The sequence below is a fragment of the Micromonospora desertarenae genome (assembly GCF_056150265.1).
This window is the reverse complement of sequence record NZ_JAXCFQ010000003.1, coordinates 502,806-523,447: the sequence shown is the minus strand read 5'-3', so window position 1 is coordinate 523,447 and position 20,642 is coordinate 502,806. Positions and strand designations below refer to the sequence as shown.

Here is a 20,642-nt window from a genome sequence, read left to right as displayed (position 1 = left end):
GGACGTCGTCGGACCGGCCCGTCGACGCTGAACTCGATATCCGGGTCAGGTGAGGGGGCCGATCTCGCGTTCGATGGCGGCCCGCAGGTCGGGGCCGGTGAGGGCGGCCCGGGCGGCCTCCATCAGCGGGGCGAGGAAGACGTCCGGCCCGGGCTCACCGGCGATCCCGCCGAGCGCCTGGACCGCCGCCCGGCCGGCCGGCGACGGGGTCAGCGGCGCGCGCAGCTGGAGCCCGCGTACGGCGGCCAGCAGCTCCACCGCGAGTACACTGGTCAGGTTGTCCAGCACGGTGCGCAGCTTCTTGGCCGCCGCCCAGCCCATCGAGACGTGGTCCTCCTGCATGCCGCTGGTCGGCAGCGAGTCCACCGAGGCGGGCGCGGCCAGCCGGCGGTTCTCCGCGACGATGCCGGCAGCCGTGTACTGCGCGATCATCAGCCCGGAGTTGACCCCGGCGTCGGGGGAGAGGAACGCCGGCAGCTCCCGGGAGCGGGTGACGTCCAGCAGCCGGTCCACCCGCCGTTCGGCGATCGCGCCCACCTCGGCGGCGGCGATGGCCAGGAAGTCCGCCGCGAAGCCGAGCGGGGCGCCGTGGAAGTTGCCGGTCGACTCGACCCGGCCGTCCGCCAGCACCACCGGGTTGTCCACCACCGACACCAGCTCCCGCCCGGCCACCGTGCGGACGAAGTCCAGGGTGTCCCGGGCCGCCCCGGCCACCTGCGGCGCGCAGCGCATCGAGTACGCGTCCTGCACGGCGTGGGCCAGGTCGTCGCGGTGCGAGTCCATCACCCGGGAGTCCTGCAACAGCCGGTGGATGTTCGCGGCCGAGGCGGCCTGCCCCGGATGCGGCCGGATGCTGTGCAGCTCGGGCAGGAACGGCCGCTCGGAGCCGAGCATCGCCTCGATCGCCAGCGCGGCGGTCACGTCGGCCATGGTGAACAGGTGCGCGGCGTCGTGGATGGCCAGCAGCAGCATGCCGAGCATGCCGTCGGTGCCGTTGATCAGCGCCAGGCCCTCCTTGGCGGCCAGCTCGACCGGCTCGAGCCCGGCCCGGCGCAGCGCGTCCGCCGCGTCGACCCGCTCGCCGGCCGGGCCGAGCACCCAGCCCTCGCCGAGCAGCACCAGCGCGCAGTGCGCCAGCGGCGCCAGGTCACCCGAGGCGCCGAGCGAGCCGTGCTCCGGCACCCACGGGGTGATGTCGTGGTTGAGCAGGTCGACCAGGGCCTCGGCGACCAGCGGGCGGACCCCGGAGCGGCCCAGCGCGAGCGAGCGGACCCGCAGCAGCATCATCGCCCGGACCACCTCGCGCGGCATCGGCGCGCCCACCCCGGCGGCGTGCGAACGGATCAGCGCGTGCTGGAGCTCGGCGCGCCGCTCCGGCGCGACGAAGGTGTTCGCGAGCGCCCCGAACCCGGTGGAGACCCCGTAGACCGGGCGGCCGGCGGCCTCGATGCCGTCCACGATCGCCCGGCTGGTGGCCATCGCCTCCACCGCGGACGGGTCGAGGACCACCTTCGCGGCGCCGCGGGCCACCGCGAGCACGTCGGCGGCGGAGATTCCGGTGGGCTGAATGGTGACGCTCATGCCGCCGCCCCGCTTCGCTCACCGGCGGCACGAGCCCCGTCGCGGCCGTGCTCGATGATTCGTTCGCCTTGCTCACTCATTGCGGCACTCCGTTGTGCAGAACCTGGCGGATCAAGGGGACACCGGGCCGGTAGGCCAGGTGCAGGTGGGACGGGGCGTCCAGGACGACCAGGTCGGCCCGGGCGCCGGGGCGCAGCACCCCGATGTCGTCGCGGCGCAGCGCCCGCGCGCCGCCGGCGGTCGCGGCCCAGACCGCCTCCGCCGGGGTCATCCGCATCTCGCGGACGGCGAGCGCGACGCAGAACGGCATCGACGAGGTGTACGACGAGCCGGGGTTGCAGTCGGTGGCCAGCGCCACGGTGACCCCGGCGTCGAGCAGCCGGCGGGCGTCCGGATAGGGCGACCTGGTGGAGAACTCGGCGCCGGGCAGCAGGGTGGCCACCGTGGTGGTGTGCGGGGCCTCGCCCTCACCGGGGTCGACCCGGGTCGAGGCGAGCGCGTCGACGTCGGCGTCGGTCAGGTGGGTGCAGTGGTCGACGCTGGCCGCGCCGAGTTCCACCCCGAGGCGTACCCCCGGGCCGGGGCCGAGCTGGTTGGCGTGCACCCGCACCCCGAGCCCGGCGGCCTGCCCGCAGGTCAGGATGGCCCGGGTGTGGTCGGCGTCGAACGCGCCCCGCTCGCAGAAGACGTCCACCCAGCGGGCGTACGGGGCGGCGGCGGCCAGCATCGGCCCGCACACCAGCCCCACGTAGTCGTCCGGACGGTCGGCGTACTCGGCCGGCACCACGTGCGCGCCGAGGAAGGTGGTCTCGTCGGTGACCTCGGCGGCGATCCGCAGCGAACGGGCCTCGTCGGTGACGGTCAGGCCGTACCCGCTCTTGACCTCGATGGTGGTGCTGCCCTGCCGCAGCGCCTCGCCGCGCAGCCGGCGGGCGGTGCCGCGCAGCTCGTCGTCGGCGGCGGCCCGGGTGGCGGCCACCGTGGTGCGGATCCCGCCCCCGGTGTACGGCTGCCCGCTCATCCGGGCGGCGAACTCGGCCGCCCGGTCGCCGGCGAAGACCAGGTGGGCGTGGCTGTCCACGAAGCCGGGCAGCACCGCCGCCCCCGCGACGTCGATCCGCCGGTCGGCGGCCGGCGCGTCCCGGGCCGGGCCGACCCAGACCACCTCGCCCGCCTCGACCAGCACCGCCGCCCGGCGGCGCAGGCCCAGCGGGCCGCCGTCGCCCGCGCCGGGCACGTTGGTGACCAGCTCACCGATGTTGTCCACCAGCAGACTGCTCACGGCGTCACCTCGGTTCGCGACTGCGGGGCTCGCAACACCGGCTCACTCCTCGCGCTCACGGTGCCACCTCGGTTCGCGACTGCGGGGCTCGCAACACCGGCTCACTCCTCGCGCTCACGGTGCCACCTCCGCCACCGCGCGGGTCAGTTCGGCCGGCACGTCGACGGTCAGGTGCCGCCCGTCGCGCACCACCGGGCGGCCGTCGACCAGCACGTGCGTGACGTCCGCCGCGCCGGCCGCGAAGAACACCCCCGCCGGGGGGACGCCGGCGGTGCGGGCGCTGTCCAGCCGGACCGTGACCAGGTCCGCCCGCGCCCCGGCGGCGATCCGCCCGGCGTCCGTCCAGCCCAGCGCGGCGTGCCCGTCCGCGGTCGCCGCGGCCAGCAGCTCGGCGGCCGCGAAGTGCCCCCGCCGGCGGGTGCGCAGCCGCTCGTCCAACTCCACCGCGCGGGCCTCCTCGAAGAGGTCCACCACCGCGTGGCTGTCGCTGCCCAGGCTCAGCGGCACACCGGCGTCGGCCATCCGCCGGGCCGGCCCGATGCCGTCGGCCAGGTCGCGTTCGGTGGTCGGGCAGAGGCAGATCCCGGTGCGGTGCTCCCCGAGCAGGCTCAGGTCGCCGCTGGTCAGGTGGGTGGCGTGCACGGCGGTGGTGGCCGGGCCGAGCACGCCGTGCTCGGCCAGCAGCCGGGTCGGGGTGCAGCCGTGCAGCGCCCGGCAGGCGTCGTTCTCGGCCGGCTGCTCGGACAGGTGCACGTGCAGCGGCACGTCCCGCTCCCGGGCCCACCGGGCCACGGTGCTCAACTGCTCGGCGGGGACCGCCCGTACCGAGTGCACCGCGGCACCGACCCGGGCGTGCCCACCGGCCGGGGTGAACGCCGCCGCCCGCTCGCCCCAGCGCACCGCGTCGCCGTCGCCGAAGCGCCGCTGCGGGCCGGTGAGCGGCCGGCCGTCGACGCCGGCGGTCAGGTAGCAGGTGTCCAGCACGGTGATCCGCACGCCGGCCTGCGCGGCGGCCTCCACCAGCGCTTCGCCCATCGCGTTCGGGTCGGCGTACGGCACGCCGTCCGCGCCGTGGTGCAGGTAGTGGAACTCGCCCACGCTGGTGATCCCGGCCAGCGCCATCTCGGCGTACGCGGCACGGGCCAGCGCCAGGTACGAGTCCGGGTCCAGCCGGGCGGCGACCGCGTACATCTGGTCGCGCCAGCTCCAGAAGTCGCCCCGGCCGCCCTGGGTGCGCCCGCGCAGCGCCCGGTGGAAGGCGTGCGAGTGCGCGTTGGCCAGCCCGGGCAGGGTCAGCCCGGGCAGCCGGACGGCGTCGGCGTACACCTCGACGCCGGCGGTGACCCCGGCGCGGCCGGCGGTCAGCGGCGTCACCGCGGTGATCCGCCCGTCGGCCGTCTCGATCAGCACGTCCGGGGTCGGTTCGGCGTGCTCGGGCAGCCAGGCGTACTCGGCCAGCCAGCGGCTCGCGGTCATCTCCGTCGCCCCCTCCGGAGCTGGATCGTCTGCGTCGTCGCCGGGGACGCTCCCCGGCCCGGCTGGATCGTCCGCGGCATCAGCCCCACCGGGCCCAACGACCCCGGTCCGCCGGCGTGGCTCACGCGCATGCCAGCTCCTGGAGCACCCGGGCCAGCGCCCGCACCCCGGCGGCGCAGTCGGCGTCGGTGGCCCACTCCGACGGGGAGTGCGAGACCCCGGTCGGGTTGCGCACGAAGAGCATCGCGGTCGGCAGGTGGCCGGCGAGCACACCGGCGTCGTGGCCGGCCCCGGTGGGCAGCACCGGCGCGTCGAGCAGCCGGGCGAGCCGGTCGGCCAGGCCACCGTCGAAGGCGACCAGCGGGGTCGCGGACTCCTCGGCCAGCGCCACCTCGGTGCCGTCCCGGCGGGCCCGCTCGACCGCCTTGCCGTGTACGGCGGTTACCAGACCGGCGAGCGTCTCCGGCTCGGCCGCCCGGGCGTCCAGCCACCCGGTCACCCGGGACGGGATCGCGTTGGTGGCGTTCGGCTCCACGGTCACCCGGCCCATGGTGGCGTGCGCCCCGCGCAGCCGGGCCTCCTTGTTCGCCGCGAGCACGGTGAACGCGTAGGTGAGCATCGGGTCGCGGCGGTCGGCCATCCGGGTCGTGCCGGCGTGGTTGCCCTCGCCGCGGAAGTCGAAGCGCCAGCGGCCGTGCGGCCAGATGGCGCTGGCCACCGCCACCGGCGCGCCGGTCTCGACCAGCGCCCGGCCCTGCTCCACGTGCAGCTCGACGAAGGCCGAGAAGCGGGCCAGCAGCTCGGGCCGGTCGCCGGCCGGCGGGGCGCCCAGCGCCTCGGCGAAGCTCACCCCGGCGGCGTCGCGCAGCCCGGCCGCACGGTCCAGCGACAGCGCCCCGGTGAGCAGCCGGGAGCCGAGGCAGGGTACGCCGAACCGGGCCCCCTCCTCCTCGACGAACGCGGCGACCACCAGCGGCCGGACCGGCGCGACGCCGGCCGCCCGCAACGCGTCCACCGCGAGGAACGCGCTGACGATGCCGAGCGGCCCGTCGTACGCCCCGCCGTGCGGCACCGAGTCGAAGTGGCTGCCGGTCAGCACGGCGTCGCCCGCCTCCGGGTCACCCCACCAGGCGAACAGGTTGCCGTTGCCGTCGTCGGTGACCGGCATGTCCCGGCGGTCGGCCTGGTCGCGGAACCAGGTGCGCAGGCGCAGTTCCGGCTCGGTCAGCGCGTAGCGCAGGTAGCCGCCGGTGCGCCCGTCCCGGCCGACCGGCGCGATCTCGTTCCACAGCGCGCGGAACCGGCCGACCAGGTCGTCGGACACCCTCACCCCTCCGCCATCGGGACGCGCACGCCGGTGCGGGCGGCGACCTCGCGGGCGTCGTCGTAGCCCGCGTCGACGTGCCGGATGACGCCCATCGCCGGGTCGTTGGTGAGCACCCGCTCGATCTTCTGCCCGGCGAGCGCGCTGCCGTCGGCGACGCAGACCTGCCCGGCGTGGATGGACCGGCCGATGCCCACGCCGCCGCCGTGGTGGATGGACACCCAGGACGCCCCGCTGGCGGTGTTGACCAGCGCGTTGAGCAGCGGCCAGTCGGCGATCGCGTCGGAGCCGTCGGCCATCGCCTCGGTCTCCCGGTAGGGGCTGGCCACGCTGCCGCAGTCCAGGTGGTCCCGGCCGATGACCACCGGCGCGGAGAGCTCACCGGCGGCGACCATCTCGTTGAACCGCACGCCCGCCTTGTCCCGTTCCCCGTAGCCCAGCCAGCAGATCCGGGCCGGCAGCCCCTGGAAGGCGACCCGCTCGCCGGCCATCCGGATCCACCGGGCCAGCGACTCGTTCTCCGGGAACAGCTCCAGGATGGCCCGGTCGGTGGCGGCGATGTCGGCCGGGTCGCCGGAGAGCGCCGCCCACCGGAACGGGCCCTTGCCCTCGCAGAACAGTGGCCGGATGTACGCCGGCACGAAGCCGGGGAAGTCGAAGGCCCGCTCGTAGCCGCCGAGCTTCGCCTCGCCCCGGATCGAGTTGCCGTAGTCGAAGACCTCGGCACCCGCGTCCTGGAAACCCACCATCGCCGCCACGTGCCGGGCCATCGACGCCCGGGCCCGGTCGGTGAACTCGGCCGGCTTCGCCGCCGCGTAGTCCCGGGCGTCGGCCAGCTCCACCCCCGCCGGCAGGTACGACAGCGGGTCGTGCGCGCTGGTCTGGTCGGTGACGATGTCGATCTCGACGCCCTTGACCAGCAGCTCGGGGAAGACCACGGCGGCGTTGCCGACCACGCCGACGCTCAACGCCCGGCGCTCCCGCTTCGCGGCGAGCACCCGCGCCACCGCGTCGTCCAGGTCGTCGGCGATCTCGTCGAGGTAGCGGTCGTGCATCCGCCGCGCCAGCCGGCCGCGGTCCACGTCGACGATCAGGCAGGCGCCGCCGTTCATGGTGACGGCCAGCGGCTGGGCGCCGCCCATCCCGCCGCAGCCGGCGGTGAGCGTCAGCGTGCCGGCCAGCGTCCCGCCGAACCGCTTGGCGGCCACCGCGGCGAACGTCTCGTAGGTGCCCTGGAGGATGCCCTGGGTGCCGATGTAGATCCACGAGCCGGCGGTCATCTGCCCGTACATGGTCAGGCCGAGCTGCTCCAGCCGGCGGAACTCCGGCCAGGTGGCCCAGTCGCCGACCAGGTTGGAGTTGGCCAGCAGCACCCGGGGGGCCCACTCGTGGGTGCGCATGACGCCCACCGGCCGCCCGGACTGCACCAGCATGGTCTCGTCGTCGCGCAGGTCGGTCAGCGTACGGACCAGCGCGTGGAACGACGGCCAGTCCCGGGCGGCCTTCCCGGTGCCGCCGTAGACCACCAGGTCGTCGGGGCGCTCGGCCACCTCGGGGTCGAGGTTGTTCATCAGCATCCGCAACGCAGCCTCCTGCGGCCAGCCACGGGCGGTGCGCTCGGCGCCACGGGCGGCGCGGACAACCTGGGACATCTCGGTCTCCTCTCAGCCGAGGAACAACTGACGGCGGGCGGCGGACGCCTCGAACGCCTCCAGCCGGCGCTGGGTCTCGGCCGGTGCGGCGTCGCAGATCGCCTGGAGCAGCACCATGGCCAGCGTCATCGGGGCGGTGTGCAGGTCGAACACGAGGTGCGCGCCGACCGCGGCGGGCAGCACCACGTCGGCGTGCTCGGCGGCCGGGCTGACCGGCGAGTCGGTGATCGCCACCACGCGCAGGCCGGCGGACCGGGCCTCACGCAGCGCGTCCAGGGTCTCCCGGGGGTAGCGGGGGAGCACGAAGGCGAGCAGGGCGGACGCCCCGGCCTCGGCGGCCTGTTCCAGACGGTCGGTGAGCAGGCTGCCGCCGTCGTCGAGCACCCGCACGTCCGGGTGCACCTTGGCGGCGAAGTAGGCGAAGTACGCGGCCAGCGGCGCGGCGGCCCGCAGGCCGAGCACCGGCAGCGGGCGGCTGGCGGCCAGCAGCCGGCCGCTCTCGGCGATCGGCTCCCGGTCGGCGAGCTGCCCGGCCAGCCGGTCCAGGTTGCCGATCTCGGCGCGTACCGCCTGCTGGAGTTCGTTGCCGGCGCCGTCGGACCCGGCAGTGGTGGCGGCGGTCAGCTCGCGCAGCCGGCGGCGCAGCGCCGGGTAGCCGTCGTGGCCGAGCGCGACCGCGAACCGGGTGACCGACGGCTGGCTGACCCCGGCCAGCTCGGCCACCTCGGCCGCCGACAGGTAGGCCGCGGCCGGGGCGTGCTGCACCAGGCAGTGCGCGATCCGGCGCTGGGTGGGAGTGAGCCGGACCCCGTGGAACAGGTCCAGCACGGCGTCATTCACAAGCTGAGGCTATGCATGAAACTATTCAGACACAAGGTGGTCCCGACCGGTCGGTGGCACCGTGACGTGCCCCGTCACGAGGACAGCAGCCGATCAGAGCTCGCGTCCGCTGGGACGGGGAGCGTGGGTCAGGGTCGAGGCGGCCCTGCGTAGAGAAAGTCGATGACGGCCGGGCCGAAGTTCGCACTGAACGTGGGCGTGTGGCCACCGCCGCGGATGTCCCAGAGGCCGACTCGGGTGGCGTCGCGGCAGCCGACGGAGTAGATCGTCACTCCGGTCTCCGCCCCGGGCAGCCGGGGTTCGAGGTCCAGCGGCGGGGCGGAGGTGTCGGCCTGTGGCGAGCAGCCGTTGATGCGCCGCCAGGTGGCGAGCGTGGTGTCGACCGACGGGTACGGGTGGCCGCCGTTCATGCCGCCGTCGAACCTGATGGTCGGGTCGGCAGTGCCGTGGATCTGCAGGACGCTGACCGCTCGCTGGGGTGTGCACAGTGATGTGTCGTTGTCGACGGCGCCGGCGAGCGAGACGATCGCGGTGATCCGCATCGAGCGTGCACAGGCCATCCGGTAGGCCATGAAGCCGCCGTTGGAGTGACCGACCAGGTAGACCCGTGCGGGGTCGACCGAGTACGCCGACTCCACGGTGTCGAGGAGCCGTTCGAGGTACGCCACGTCGTCGACCCCGCTGTCGTGGAAGTCACAGCAGGCTTCGGTCGCATTCCAGAATCTCTTGCCGTCCCGGTCGACGGTGCCGTCCGGGATGGCGTAGAGAAACCCGCGGCGGTCGGACTCGGGGGTGAGGTCGAAGTACCGTTCCTGCTGGGTGGCGCTGGACCCGTAGCCGTGCAGCAGCACGACGAGGGGGAACTTCCTGGCGGGGTCGTACTCGGCCGGCACGTGCAGCTGGAACGGGCGGCCGTCCCGGTCGATGCTCCCGGTGGTGCCCGGAGCTACCGGGTTGTGCCACGCGGCCACCGGGCCCGGTGCGGCATCGCCATCGCCGGACGACCCGCAGCCTGCCAGGAGCGGCACCATGATTGCGGCAGCGAGCCAGCGTCTCAACCCCACGGGTAGCAATCTTGCCGTGCAGCGTCGACGTTGACCAAGCGGGCGGTTACCGGTCCGTGCCCGGTCGCTAGTATCCACTGCGTGACCTCCGAAGAGGGTGGGTAATGCAGCCAGGCACTCCGTTCCAATTCCTCCAGATGCTGGGGTCGTGTCAAGTAGGCAAGGTCTGGTCGGCCGTCGATGCCCAGGGCCGGGCCGTGACTGTTGCCGTCCTGGACGCGGCCGTCGCCGCCGACCAGCGCTGGAGGGAGGCCTTCGCCTCCGCCGCGAACGCCATCAAGGGGCGGGACGGCCGCCCGAACTTCCTGCATGCCGACTTCTCCGCGCCGGATCCGTGGGTCACCTACGCGGCCGACAGCGGCACCAGAGCCGAGCAGGTGTTCATCGCCCTCGACCTGGAGTACCACCCGACCTCGGCAGCGGCGCCGGTGCAGCACAGCGGAACGCCCACCGACGGTGGGCAGCCGTCGGCGGCAGCTGCCGAAGAGACTCCGGAGGACCTCCGACCCACCTCGGGCGCGGAGTGGCCGGTGTCGACGCCACCCGCTCCCGTGTCGGTTCCGCCGTCGTCCGAGCCGGGCACGGCGTCGCAGTGGCAGAAGCCGGACCCGACCAGCTATCCCGCGCTGAGGTCGGTCGTGCCGGCACGGCGGCGGCGCACCGGCCTGTGGGTCGGCGTCGCGGTCGCGGTGGTCGTGGCGCTCGGCGCCGGTATCGGCATCTTCGCCTGGCAGTCCGGCGACCGGACACCGACGGCCGGGTCGAGCCCGTCCCCCACCGCGACCGTAGCCAGTAGCCCTGAGCCGGTCGCCTTTCCCACGGGCGCACCGCGCAGCCCAGGTGTCGAGCCACCTAAGCCGGGATCCTGGCCCGCTGAGCCGCAGTTCGCCGACACCGACGGGGTCAAGGAGGAGAGTCCGGTCGGCCTGGGTTTCACGTTCAAGGTGCCCGATTCCTGGGCCTGCGACGCGCGCCAGCGTGGCCCCGGCTTCGCCAGGTATCTCTGCGGCATCTCGCGTCCCGGTGTCCCGGAGGTCGGCGGGGAGATCATCGTCCGGAATTGCCCGAAGCCCTGCGGCGAAGAGGTGCAGGCCGCGTACCGGAAGGCCGAGGAGGCGTGGGGCCTGCAATGGGTCCAGGCCGGGAACCTGACCTTCGCCGAGACCTCGCAGGTCGGCGGGAAGGACCGGTACGGACTGGTGGTGGTCGGTTGGTGGCGGAGCAGCCCCGACGGCGTGATCGACCGCCAGGTCGTCATCCGCATGACCGCGACCGGGGCGCAGGTCAGTGAGGTGCGCAAGGTGGCCAACGGCATCCGGGCAACCCTGTCCCTGTAGTGTGCGCCGGCGGTGATCCCGCCGGCGGAAGGGGTGCGGTCAGGGGGCATCGCCCGAGGCCAGCGCTCTGTAACATGTGGTGCCCGCGTACGGTCGGCAGCGAGCTGAGCGCGTTGCGGTTCCGTCGTAGCGAAACTGGTATGGAAGGGTCGGGTGGATCCCACAGTGCCGACGCGATCCGCGGCGTGGCGTCCCACAGTCAGCGTCGTCATCCCCTCGGTCGGCAAGCCGGGACTTCGCCGAGCCGTCGAATCCGTGCTCGGGCAGACGCATCCGGTCGCCGAGGTCCACGTGGTGCTCAACTCGGAGGCCGATGCGGACGTTCCTGACGATCCACGCGTTCGGCTGATGCGCTACCTCGAGCGCCGGAACGGCAACGCCGCCCGCATGGCCGGTGTCCGGAGGTGCGTCGGAGACCTGGTCGCATTCCTGGACGATGACGACGTCTGGCATCCGACGAAGATCGAGCGTCAGGTCCGGGACATCGCCGAGGCCGGCCTCGCCGGGTCGTCGACATGGATCTCGTCGACCAGGGTGGTGGTGGACTTCGAACACGGCTCCGAGACCTGGCCCCGTGCGCCCTACGACCCCAGCCGCAGCCTGGAGAACAACCTGTTGCGGCGGCACCGGGTCCAACGCGGGCAGGCGTTCCTCCCGTCCTCCACGCTCCTTTTTCCGCGGTCGCTTCCCATGACCGTGCCCCTTGACGAAGAGTTGAGTCTGCACCAGGACCTGACCTGGCTCCTGCAGCTCTCCCGGAACGTGCCCGGGCTGGTGGTCCGGCAGCTGAACGACGCGCTGACGAGGTACGACGCGATCGGCGACGGCGTCTCGCGCTCGATCTCGCTGGCCCGCGAGCTCGACTGGGCGCGCGAGTACCTCAGCTCGTCAACCCCTCGCGACCGGGGCGACTACTACCTGGGATCGGTCATGACGTATGCCCGCCGCCAGGGCACGATGAGGGGGATGGCGGGGGTCTTCTCCGAAGGACTGCGGGTCGGGCGACCAGGAGCAGCCGCCGTGGGCTACGCGTGCGGGGCGATGGCTGCGGGACTCGTGAAGGTCGTGGCGGCCGGCGTGCGACAGCCGCGGCGACGCCGCACGGAGCCCGACGAGGGCGCGGAAGTACGCCAGTGGGCCGGACGGTAACGGTAGGGACGGGTTCGTCGGCCTCAGCCATCGCTCGCACCGAATGGCCGGTAGCACTGAGTGCGGCTGTCTCGGTGATCTGCCTCGCTCTGCTACCCAAGACCTTCGGTAAGGGCGACGTGCCGTGGCACGTCGGCATCGCCATCCCGGTCTTCGCGCCGTCGACCTGGATGATCGCACTCGTCGTCGCCTCCGTCGTGCTGCTGGCGACGACGTGGCGGCGACTGCGATGGGTGGCGGTCCTGGCCGCAGGGATCGGTGCCCTGGCCTTGTGCATCGGCATCGGCATGGTGATTCGCGGCGGCGCCTCCACCCGCGAACTGGTCGGAGCGGTGCAGTATCTGTCCGCGCCGCTCGCCTTCGCGGTGGGATGTCTGCTTGCCCTGCACAGGTCCGCCGCCCCGGCGCTCAGACTGACCTCCGCTGGAGTCATCGCCGCCCAGTTCGGTTGCGCTGTTCTCCAGCGGCTCGGTGTGCCGCTCAACCCCATGGGGACCGTGGAAGCGGCCCGCTTCCTCGGCGACCGGACCAACGGAACGCTGAACCACCCGGTCAACCTCGCGAAGGCCATCGTGCTGGTGCTCGCTCTCTACTACCTGACGACGGGGCCGGACAGCCGCCTCGGCCTCGGCCGGCTTCAGCTTCCCGCGATCGTCGGGCGGTACGGGGTGCCCGCCGCCGCGCTCGCGACGACCGCGCTGACCGGCAGCCGGACCGGGCTGCTGGCGGTCCTGATGCTGATAGTGATGGGCGAGTTGATGCTGCGCAGGCTGGGCGCGGCGGAGGTCGGTACCGGCCGCGGGCACCGGCAGACGATCATCGGGCTCGTGCTGCTCGGCATCGGCGTGCTGGCCGCCGCCCCCGTGTTCATCCTCCGGATGATCGCCGACCCGGCTGGCGGCGCGAGGGCGCAGCTCTTCTCCAGCGCACTGCAGTTCCTGGCCAGCAAACCGTGGTGGGGCATCGGCCCCAACAACTACGTGGAGGTCGTCGGCCGGGTCGATCCGATCGTGGCGCAGGGGGTGCCGGTGCACAACGGCATTCTGCTCGCCGCTGTCGAACTGGGCATACCGGGCGCGGTCGTCCTCTTCACGCCAGCTTCGGCGTTGGCCGTGCTGTGCGTGTGGAAGGGTGTCTTCCGGCCGACCCTCCTTCCGGCGTTCTGCCTCACCTTCACGGTGGCGTACTTCGGGATCGTGGCCACCACGTACGGCGTCGTGGCCGAGTCCATGCTGCCGCTGTGGTTCCTCGTCCTGGGAGTAGCGACGGTGTGGCTGGCGGAGGACCACCGGCACCAGGACCGACGACGCGGTGACCGGGGCGGCGATGTCCCGATGCCCGAAGGCCACGGGAACGCGCACGGGGCGGGCGGGGCCGCCGATGGTGGGCAGGAGATGCGACGCGGCCGGGCCGCCTCGGACGATCTGGCGGGTTCGTCCCGGCGGCCGAACGTGCGGGGGTTGGCGGGCGGAGCCTCGGCTCTGGCTGCCTCCCGCATCGCCGGCAGCGGTCTGCAGGCCGTCGCGATGGTTCTCCTGGCACGGTACGTAGACCCGCGAGGCTTCGGTGCTTTCGGCGGGTACTTCGGTGCGGTCGCCTTCCTGGCCGTCGTGGCGGACGCGGGCGTCTCGACCGCCCTCCTGCGCTGGCGGGCACTCGGGCACGACGCCGCCGTCAGCGCGGGCCTGCGCCTGAACGTCCTCACCACGATCGGTGGCCTGGTCGTCGCGGCGGCGATCGGCCTCGGCCTCACCGCTGGCACCATGGCGCCGTGGATCGCGGTGCTCCTCGCGGCCGGCTGGATGCTGGACAAGAACGTCGAGACGATGTTGTCGCTCGCGATCGCCGACGGCAGGATGGCGCACGCGGTCGTGTCGATCCTCGGCCGGAAAGCCGTGCAGGTCGCGATCTTCGTGGCCGCCGTCAACCTCGGCGGCGAACCCTTCGCCTCGCTTGCGTACGGCTTGCTGGTGGCGTCGGTGCTGGGGCAGATCCACGTGCGTCTGGCGGTTCGGGTCTCCGGCTCGGCTGCCGCCGTCGACGTGTGGCGAGCGGTGCGGGACTCGCGGGCGTACCTGGTCAGCAACGTTTCAGCACAGGCGCGGGTCCTGGACGCGACGGTCGTCTCGCTGGTCGCGCCGGGTGCCGGCGCGGGACTGTACGCCGCCGCGTCCCGCATCTTCTCACCGTTCGTATCGATCCCGTCCGCACTCAGCGCCGTGCTGGTGCCGCATTCGGCGACCGCGCGGGCCGGCGACGCACGGCGGCTCTTCTGGCGGATGAACCTCGCCGTGGTACTCCTGGTCGGCGCGATCAGCGCCGCCGGGATGGCCGCCGCGCCGTGGCTGGCGGAGCTGTTGTTCGGCCAGGTCTATTCGGAGGCCGGTGTGATCATCGCCGTGATGCTCGCAGGCGTGCCCTCGTTCTGCGCGAGTTCGCCCTGCGGCGCCGTGCTGCAGGGCGTGGGTCGGGGGGCGCTGGTGGCGAGGATCGGCGTGGTGAGCGCCGTCGCGCTCCTCGTCACGGTGGCCGGCGGCGCGGTGCTGTTCGGTGCGGTCGGCGCGGCCGCGGCGGTGTCCCTGACCTATCTCTTCAAGCACGCGTCGCTGCTCGTCGCGGGTGATGCCGTGCTGCGGAGCGACCAGGTGATGTCGGTCGTGCCGCACACGGCTGGGCACTCCAGGCCGGCGGCGTGACCGATGAACTCCCAGGATCGCGAGCGAAGTGTGAAAACAGTAGCTGTCGTCGTCTCCCACAACTCTTCCCGAGATCTGCCCATGAGCCTGGGCAGCCTGCGTGAACTGCCCGTCGCCGACATCGTGGTGGTGGACAACGCGTCGTCCGACAACAGTGTCGAGGTGGCGGGGCAGTACACCCCGCACGTCATCCGCTCGTCCAACGTGGGATTCGGCAAGGCGATCAACGTGGCGGTGGAGCAATTTCCCGACGCCGAGGCCTACCTGTTGCTGAACCCGGACGCCGCCCTCACGCCCGACTCTTACGCGGAACTCGCGCGGGCGCTTCAGGAGGACGCGACGATCGGAGTTGTCGCGCCTCAGATGCGGTACGCGGACGGCGAGCCGGGCATCTCGGCGGGTCCGGACGTGAGCCTGGCCAAGGAATGGCTCGCCGCGTTGCGCGTCGACCACATGGTTCCCGACCGCGTGAAGCGGGAACTCGCCAAGTCGCAGCGGCTTCGCAGTCGGATCCCCATGCTGGACTACCTCGACAAGAGCGGCCCGCCAGCGGCGGCGGACGTCGCCTGGGTGTCCGGGTTCTGCATGCTGGTCCGCGCCACCGCATTCCGCCAGATCAACGGGTTCGATCCTTCCTTCTTCCTCTACTTCGAGGATGTCGACCTCTGCAGACGTCTACGCGATGCCGGCTGGCGCGTCGTGTCGGTCGGGACTGCATGGGCTATGCACCGGGAGAGCACGAGCACAAGTGCGGTCGGCAAGAACCGGCTGTACCGCTCGGGCTTGGTTGCATACTGCGACAAGTACGGCACCGCGATGGACAAGTTCTCGGCCCGCGCCCTCAGGAGACTTCCGCTATGAAGATTCTTTTCGTCGCCCCCTGGATTCCCTCGAAGATCCGCCCGCGGAGCCTGGCCCTGCTCGAGATTCTCGCCAGGGACCACCAGATCCATTTCCTCGGCTTGACCAGTTCGGACGAAGAGGTGCGGCAGGCCCAGGAACTGCCCGTGGAGTCCACCGTGCTGGTGCCCCGTAACCGGATCTCGTCGATGCTCCGTTGCGCCACGGCCCTGCCGACGGGCACGTCGCTCCAGCAGGCATACGCCGACGTGCCCCAGCTGTCGACCGCGCTCGCCAGCGAGATCCGGCAGTGGCAGCCGGACGTCGTGCACCTCAACGTCTTTCGTACGGTTCACCTTGTGGAGCGGTGCGCGCCGGTGCCGGTGATCGTGGACCTCGACGAGTTCCGCAGCGAGTACTACAGCCAGCTCGCCCAGACCGCCGGCCCGAAGTGGAAGCTGGTGGGCAAGATCGAGGCGCCGCGCATGCAGGCACGGGAGGACGCCCTGGTGGCTCGCCATGTGCCGCTGATGGTGTCGGCGCCCTTCGAGCCGGGCGAGGAGCGGCCGAACACGTACGTGGTACGGAGCCCCTACGACCACACGGAGGACAGCAGCCCGCGGGCGGCGGAGCCCCGAGTGCTCTTCGTCGGGAGGCTGACCTACGAGGCGAACGTCGACGGGTTGCTGTGGTTCCTCAGGAACTGCTGGCCCGAGGTGAGGAAGCGGGTCCCGAACGCCGTACTCGACATCGTCGGGACGAACCCGCCCGCCTCGGTTCAAGCCTTTCGTGGTAGCGGCGTCGAGATCCACGCCAACGTTCCCGACGTCGCCCCCTACTACGCGCCGGCCTCGGCGGCCATCGTTCCGGTCTGGCGTGGGACGGGTGTGCAGATGAAGCTGATCCAGGCTCTGGCGGCCGGTGTTCCCGCGGTGACCACGCCCGAGGTTGCCCGCAGAGCAGGGGTACGGCACGATCACGAGGTCGTGGTGGGAGCGGACGCGCAGGCCTGGGTGAACGATTTGAGCGATGTGCTCACCGATCCGGCCAGGGGCCAGCGGCTCGCGGCTGCCGGCAAGCGGTGGGCGCTGGACTTCCACAGCTCGAACGCGGTGCGTGAGCAGCTCGCCAAGGCGTACGCAGCCGTGTGGCCGGGTCCTGAGCAGTTTCGTCGGTAGCCCGCCTCGTCCCATCTTCAGCGCTCGTCGCGGACCAGCGGGCCGCTCGACCTAGTGAGGAAGACCATGGAGTCTCACGGTGCCGTCCGGCGCGGCGGGCACGATCGCCTCGTCGTGCTCGATGGTCTGCGCCTGCTCTCCGCGCTGATGGTCGTCGTGTATCACCTCCTGCACGGGGAGGGCGTGCGCGACGACGCCTGGAGGGCTCCGACCGATCAGCTCTTCCCCGGGCTGGCCAGCGCGGCGGCGTACGGCTGGCTCGGGGTGGAGATGTTCTTCCTCATCAGTGGCTTCGTCATCTGCATGAGTGGTTGGGGCCGCAGCGTGGGGGAGTTCGCGGTCGCGCGAGTGGTGCGGCTCTACCCGGCGTACTGGTTCGCTGTCGTGGCGACCACCACGGTCCTCGTCCTGTTTCCGGTCTTTGCCACCCACCGGGACTGGACCCACGTCCTGGTCAACATGACCATGCTGCAGTCGCTCATGGGTGTCCCCGACGTGGAGCAGGCCTACTGGACGCTCTCCGTGGAGTTGCTGTTCTACGTGTTGTTCGCCCTCGTGGTGGTGGCGCGCGGGGTGACCGTCCGGCGCGTGGTGGCGTTCTGTGCCCTGTGGACGTTGGCGTCGCTGGCCGCCCCCTGGGTGAACAACGCCGCGGTTTTCATGTTCCTCGGACGCGGATACGCCCAGTACTTCATCGCCGGAATCGCCTTCTACCTGATGTACCGGTTCGGGGCGAACGCATTGCTCTGGGCGATTGTCGGGTGTTCGTGGATCATCGCCATCTCCCGCCTCTGGGCCGAGATCGAAACGTACGACACGAGCCGGTTCCTGCCGGCGGCCGCCTGCGTCACGGTCTTCTTCGTCGTCATGGCGGTCATCGCGAACGGTAAGTCCGCCCGCATCCGGTGGCGATGGCTAACCACAGCCGGCGCCCTCACCTACCCGCTGTACCTGCTGCACGCGCAGATCGGCCTGACCGTCATTGCCGCGGCCCGGCCATACCTACCCGCCTGGGTGTTGCTGGGGGCGACGATCGCCGGGCTGTTGCTGCTCTCGTACCTCGTCCACCGGCTGGTCGAGCGCCCGGCAGCGAAACGGCTGCGGCGGGCCCTTCTCCGTTCGCTGGACAGCATTCGCGCGGCCGACGCCGCGCCCGCCATACCTGCCGCGCACGTGCCCACGCCGCGGGGGACCGAGCCTGCACGCGCGAACGAATCCTCGCTCCCGGCGGCCGACGAGCCGCGTGACGACGAGGTTGTCGATCGGCACCGGGATGCATTTCAGCGATCGTCGGCGGCGCGGATGGGAACTCCGGCCAGCATGCCGTGATCCGGTCGCCGGTCAGCGCGCAGAAGCCGCCTCCAAGCCCTCGCTGAGGTGAACGGCCCGCCGCTCGGTGTCCGTCCGAAGCGCACCGGCCTCCCGCCGGTGGGCGGTGGAGCATTGGCGCGCTCGACCCTCGCCGAGGCATTCGTCCGCTACTGACGGACCGCCCGGGTCAACGACCCCCGGCGCGGAACACCTCGGTGACCGTGCGCAGCACCACCTTGACGTCCAGCCAGAGCGACCAGTTCTCGATGTAGTAGTTGTCGAACCGCGCCCGGTCGGAGATCGGCGTGTCGCCCCGCAGGCCACTGACCTGCGCGAGCCCGGTGAGCCCGACGGGCACGCGGTGGCGAGCCGCGTAGGTCGGGTACTCCGCGGAGAACTTCTCGACGAAGTACGGCCGTTCGGGCCGCGGCCCGACCACGCTCATATCGCCGCGCAGGATATTCCACAACTGGGGCAGCTCGTCCAGTGACGTGCGGCGCATGAACCGGCCGATCGGGCCAACCCGCTTGTCGTGCGCGATCGACCAGTTCGTCTGGGACTCCTGTTCGTTCACCGGCCGCATCGACCGGAACTTGATGACCTTGAACGGCTTGCCGTACCGGCCGATCCGCTCCTGGTAGAAGAAGATGCCAGGGCCTCCGTCGATGAACGTTGCGATGGCGCAGAGAAGCAGCACCGGGCTCAGTAGGATCAGCGCGACCGCGGCGAACAGCACGTCGGAGGCCCGCTTGATGGCCCACCTCGGGCCGGAGAGGGAGGTGTCTCCGATCTTGACGATCGGAATGGCTCCGATGTGGTCTGGGTACCCGCCGTGGGAGCGGGAGCCCCACAGCCGTGGCACCGCCCAGAGGTCGCAGTAGGAGCTACGCGGTCGTAGCAGGGTCTCCATGAGGGCGGACTCGGGGCAGTCGGGGTCGGCGATGACCAGGACGTCGCAGTCCACCAGCCGGATCAGGTGTTCGAGGTCGTCCAGGGTGCCGCTCATCGGAAGCGCCCCGGTGCCCTGGCGCGACGGGACGTCGACGCACCCGACGAACCGCAGACCGTACTGGGGGTAGCGGCGCAACAGCCGAGCGAGTTCGAGCCCGATGGGCCCGCTGCCGATGATGATGGCGTTGTGTTCCACCCACCGGCGCTTGCGTACGAGCTTGGTCAGCGACCTGCTGACCGTCCGGCCGAGGATGACCAGCACCGCCGACAGAGCTACGCCCCGCATGAACCCACCGACGTACTCGACCGAGGAGTGACGCTCCGCCGCGATGATGGCAACGACCGCGGCCGAGGCCAGTAGCCGCCCGCAGAGGCTCGGCAGTTCGTCGAGGATGCTCACGTGCCGGCGCGCCCGGTAGAGCCCGCCGGTCGCGAAGATGGCCACGGTGAGCGCGGCGTTGGCCAGCGTCCCACGCCAGTAGTTCTGAGACAGCAGCAGCGGCGCGAGCAGCGCGGCGACGTCGATGGGGAGCGTCATCATCCAGGCACGTAGCCAGCTCGTCCCAGACGCGGCCCGGGACTTGGCGTACGGCAGGACCGCGGTCGTGTCGAGACCGGAACGCGGGTCGGCCTCCCGGCCGTCGGTCTCCGGACCGGCTGGCCTCGGCGAATCCTGGTCAGCAACGGCATCGTGTCGCGGTATGGCCGTCCGCTGCACCACGTCGGTGAGGTGCGGCGTGGGTGCGGCCGGGCTCGTTACCGGCTGACTTGACATGGTTGACCCTTCCCCCGTGAAGCCCCTGGCCACGTGTCACGACTCAGAGGGCGACCGCAGGATACGACCGGCACGATCCGGCCGCCATAGCCGACAGGCCAGTCCACCTTCCTACTTTGCGGCGGACAGAATCTCCGGCACCGCGTCGCGACGGACCGCGTCGTAGAAGGGCCGGACCTTCTCCGTGTTGGCGAACACGACGCTTTCGGTGCCCACCCGACCGGTGCCCTTCGTCGGGCTGGTCAGGAAGGTGAGGTTGCCACCGCGCAGCCCGCGCAGGTCCGTTGCCATGCTGAGCAGCGACATCTTCTCGTCCACCGAAACCGCGCTGGAGGTGGCCTTGACGAACGAGTTGAGCCGGGCCGGGTTGGTGATGATTCCCCCGGAGACCGCCTTGTCAAGGATCGCCTTGATCACCTGCTGCTGGTGCCGGATGCGGGCGAAGTCGCCGTCGGCGAACTGCTGGCGCTGCCGCGAGTAGTCCAGCGCAGCCTCACCGTCCATCCGCTGTACGCCCTTCTGAAAGGTGCGCTGTGGAGGGTGGATCGAGGTGAACGTCTTCTCCACGTCGACTTCGATGCCGCCCAACGCGTCGATGATCTCCTTGAACCCGGCGAAGTCGATCATCATGACGTGGTCCATCCGGACGCCCGTGAACTTCTCCACGGTTTGCACCATCAGCGGTACTCCGCCCCAGGCGAAGGCCGCATTGATCTTGGCGTCGCGACCGCCGTGGTTACCGTCGTTCGACCGCGGTACATGCACCCAGGTGTCCCGGGGGATGGAGATGAGCTGCGCGCTCGACCGGTCCTTCGGCAGGTGCGCGACGATGATGGTGTCGGTCCGCGAGCCGGTCGTGTTCTCCGGATCGCGCGAGTCGCTGCCCAGAATCATGATGTTCAAGGCGCCCTTGGCGACCGCCTGCGGCCGCTCCGCCTCCGGCACACCACTGAAGGCGTCGACCCGGTCGATGTCCGACTCGACCGAACGGAGGTAGAGTCCGCCGGCGATCGCGGTGCCGCCGCCGAGCAGCGCCACCACCAGGAAGGTGATCAGCGCGACCTTCCGCCACCGACGCCGCCGCGGCCGCGGTTCCTCGGTCGGTTCCGGCGCTGGCTGCTCGTCGAAGAACCGGGTCTCGGGTTCCGCGTGCTCCTGGCTTTGACGCATGGCGCGATGCTACTGA

The 20,642-nt window shown here is 71.8% G+C and carries 15 protein-coding genes; 6 read left to right on the top strand and 9 right to left on the bottom strand.

Annotation, left to right across the window (positions count from 1 at the left end):
- Positions 1–45: 45 nt before the first annotated feature.
- The 7 genes from hutH to SM577_RS08365 form a co-directional block, all read right to left on the bottom strand.
- On the bottom strand, positions 46–1,581 hold the full coding sequence (gene hutH, locus SM577_RS08395; RefSeq protein WP_302917925.1) for a histidine ammonia-lyase: 1,536 nt from the start codon (positions 1,579–1,581) through the stop codon (positions 46–48).
- Positions 1,582–1,657: 76 nt separating this feature from the next.
- On the bottom strand, positions 1,658–2,863 hold the full coding sequence (gene hutI / locus SM577_RS08390) for an imidazolonepropionase (protein WP_302917924.1): 1,206 nt from the start codon (positions 2,861–2,863) through the stop codon (positions 1,658–1,660).
- Between the two features lie 114 nt (positions 2,864–2,977).
- Positions 2,978–4,339 carry a formimidoylglutamate deiminase gene (locus tag SM577_RS08385; protein WP_302917923.1) on the bottom strand — a complete coding sequence of 454 codons (1,362 nt, stop codon included), beginning with the start codon at positions 4,337–4,339 and terminating at the stop codon, positions 2,978–2,980.
- A gap of 121 nt (positions 4,340–4,460) precedes the next feature.
- Complete coding sequence (locus SM577_RS08380) at positions 4,461–5,663, bottom strand: allantoate amidohydrolase (protein ID WP_302917922.1); 1,203 nt, start codon at positions 5,661–5,663, stop codon at positions 4,461–4,463.
- A gap of 2 nt (positions 5,664–5,665) precedes the next feature.
- A complete protein-coding gene (gene hutU, locus SM577_RS08375) occupies positions 5,666–7,315 on the bottom strand; it encodes a urocanate hydratase (RefSeq protein ID WP_474586608.1) in 1,650 nt (549 codons plus the stop codon).
- A gap of 12 nt (positions 7,316–7,327) precedes the next feature.
- Positions 7,328–8,155 carry a MurR/RpiR family transcriptional regulator gene (locus SM577_RS08370; protein WP_474580527.1) on the bottom strand — a complete coding sequence of 276 codons (828 nt, stop codon included), beginning with the start codon at positions 8,153–8,155 and terminating at the stop codon, positions 7,328–7,330.
- A 128-nt stretch (positions 8,156–8,283) separates the two neighbouring features.
- Positions 8,284–9,126, bottom strand: a complete 843-nt coding sequence (locus tag SM577_RS08365) for a CE1 family esterase (RefSeq protein ID WP_474580528.1) — start codon at positions 9,124–9,126, stop codon at positions 8,284–8,286.
- Positions 9,127–9,323: 197 nt separating this feature from the next.
- Here SM577_RS08365 and SM577_RS08360 point away from each other — a divergent pair, with 197 nt between their 5' ends.
- The 6 genes from SM577_RS08360 (at position 9,324) to SM577_RS08335 (ending at position 17,748) form a co-directional block, all read left to right on the top strand.
- Positions 9,324–10,556, top strand: a complete 1,233-nt coding sequence (locus tag SM577_RS08360; RefSeq protein WP_474586607.1) for a hypothetical protein — start codon at positions 9,324–9,326, stop codon at positions 10,554–10,556.
- 153 nt (positions 10,557–10,709) lie between these two features.
- On the top strand, positions 10,710–11,705 hold the full coding sequence (locus SM577_RS08355; protein WP_474580530.1) for a glycosyltransferase family 2 protein: 996 nt from the start codon (positions 10,710–10,712) through the stop codon (positions 11,703–11,705).
- A gap of 74 nt (positions 11,706–11,779) precedes the next feature.
- The gene (locus tag SM577_RS08350; RefSeq protein WP_474586606.1) at positions 11,780–14,401 is read left to right on the top strand and encodes an O-antigen ligase family protein; all 2,622 of its coding nucleotides are present in this window, start codon (positions 11,780–11,782) and stop codon (positions 14,399–14,401) included.
- Positions 14,402–14,404: 3 nt separating this feature from the next.
- Positions 14,405–15,262, top strand: a complete 858-nt coding sequence (locus SM577_RS08345) for a glycosyltransferase (RefSeq protein ID WP_474580532.1) — start codon at positions 14,405–14,407, stop codon at positions 15,260–15,262.
- Complete coding sequence (locus SM577_RS08340) at positions 15,259–16,419, top strand: glycosyltransferase (protein WP_474580533.1); 1,161 nt, start codon at positions 15,259–15,261, stop codon at positions 16,417–16,419. The genes SM577_RS08345 and SM577_RS08340 overlap by 4 nt, the downstream gene beginning before the upstream one ends.
- Before the next feature lie 66 nt (positions 16,420–16,485).
- A complete protein-coding gene (locus SM577_RS08335) occupies positions 16,486–17,748 on the top strand; it encodes an acyltransferase family protein (RefSeq protein WP_474586605.1) in 1,263 nt (420 codons plus the stop codon).
- A 169-nt stretch (positions 17,749–17,917) separates the two neighbouring features.
- On the opposite strand, the gene SM577_RS08330 is transcribed toward SM577_RS08335, so the two are convergent.
- Together SM577_RS08330 and SM577_RS08325 are read right to left on the bottom strand one after the other, a co-directional pair.
- The gene (locus SM577_RS08330) at positions 17,918–19,222 is read right to left on the bottom strand and encodes a sugar transferase (protein ID WP_474586604.1); all 1,305 of its coding nucleotides are present in this window, start codon (positions 19,220–19,222) and stop codon (positions 17,918–17,920) included.
- A 345-nt stretch (positions 19,223–19,567) separates the two neighbouring features.
- Entirely contained in the window at positions 19,568–20,494 is a 927-nt protein-coding gene (locus tag SM577_RS08325; protein WP_474580536.1) for an LCP family protein, read from the bottom strand.
- Between the last annotated feature and the right edge of the window lie 148 nt (positions 20,495–20,642).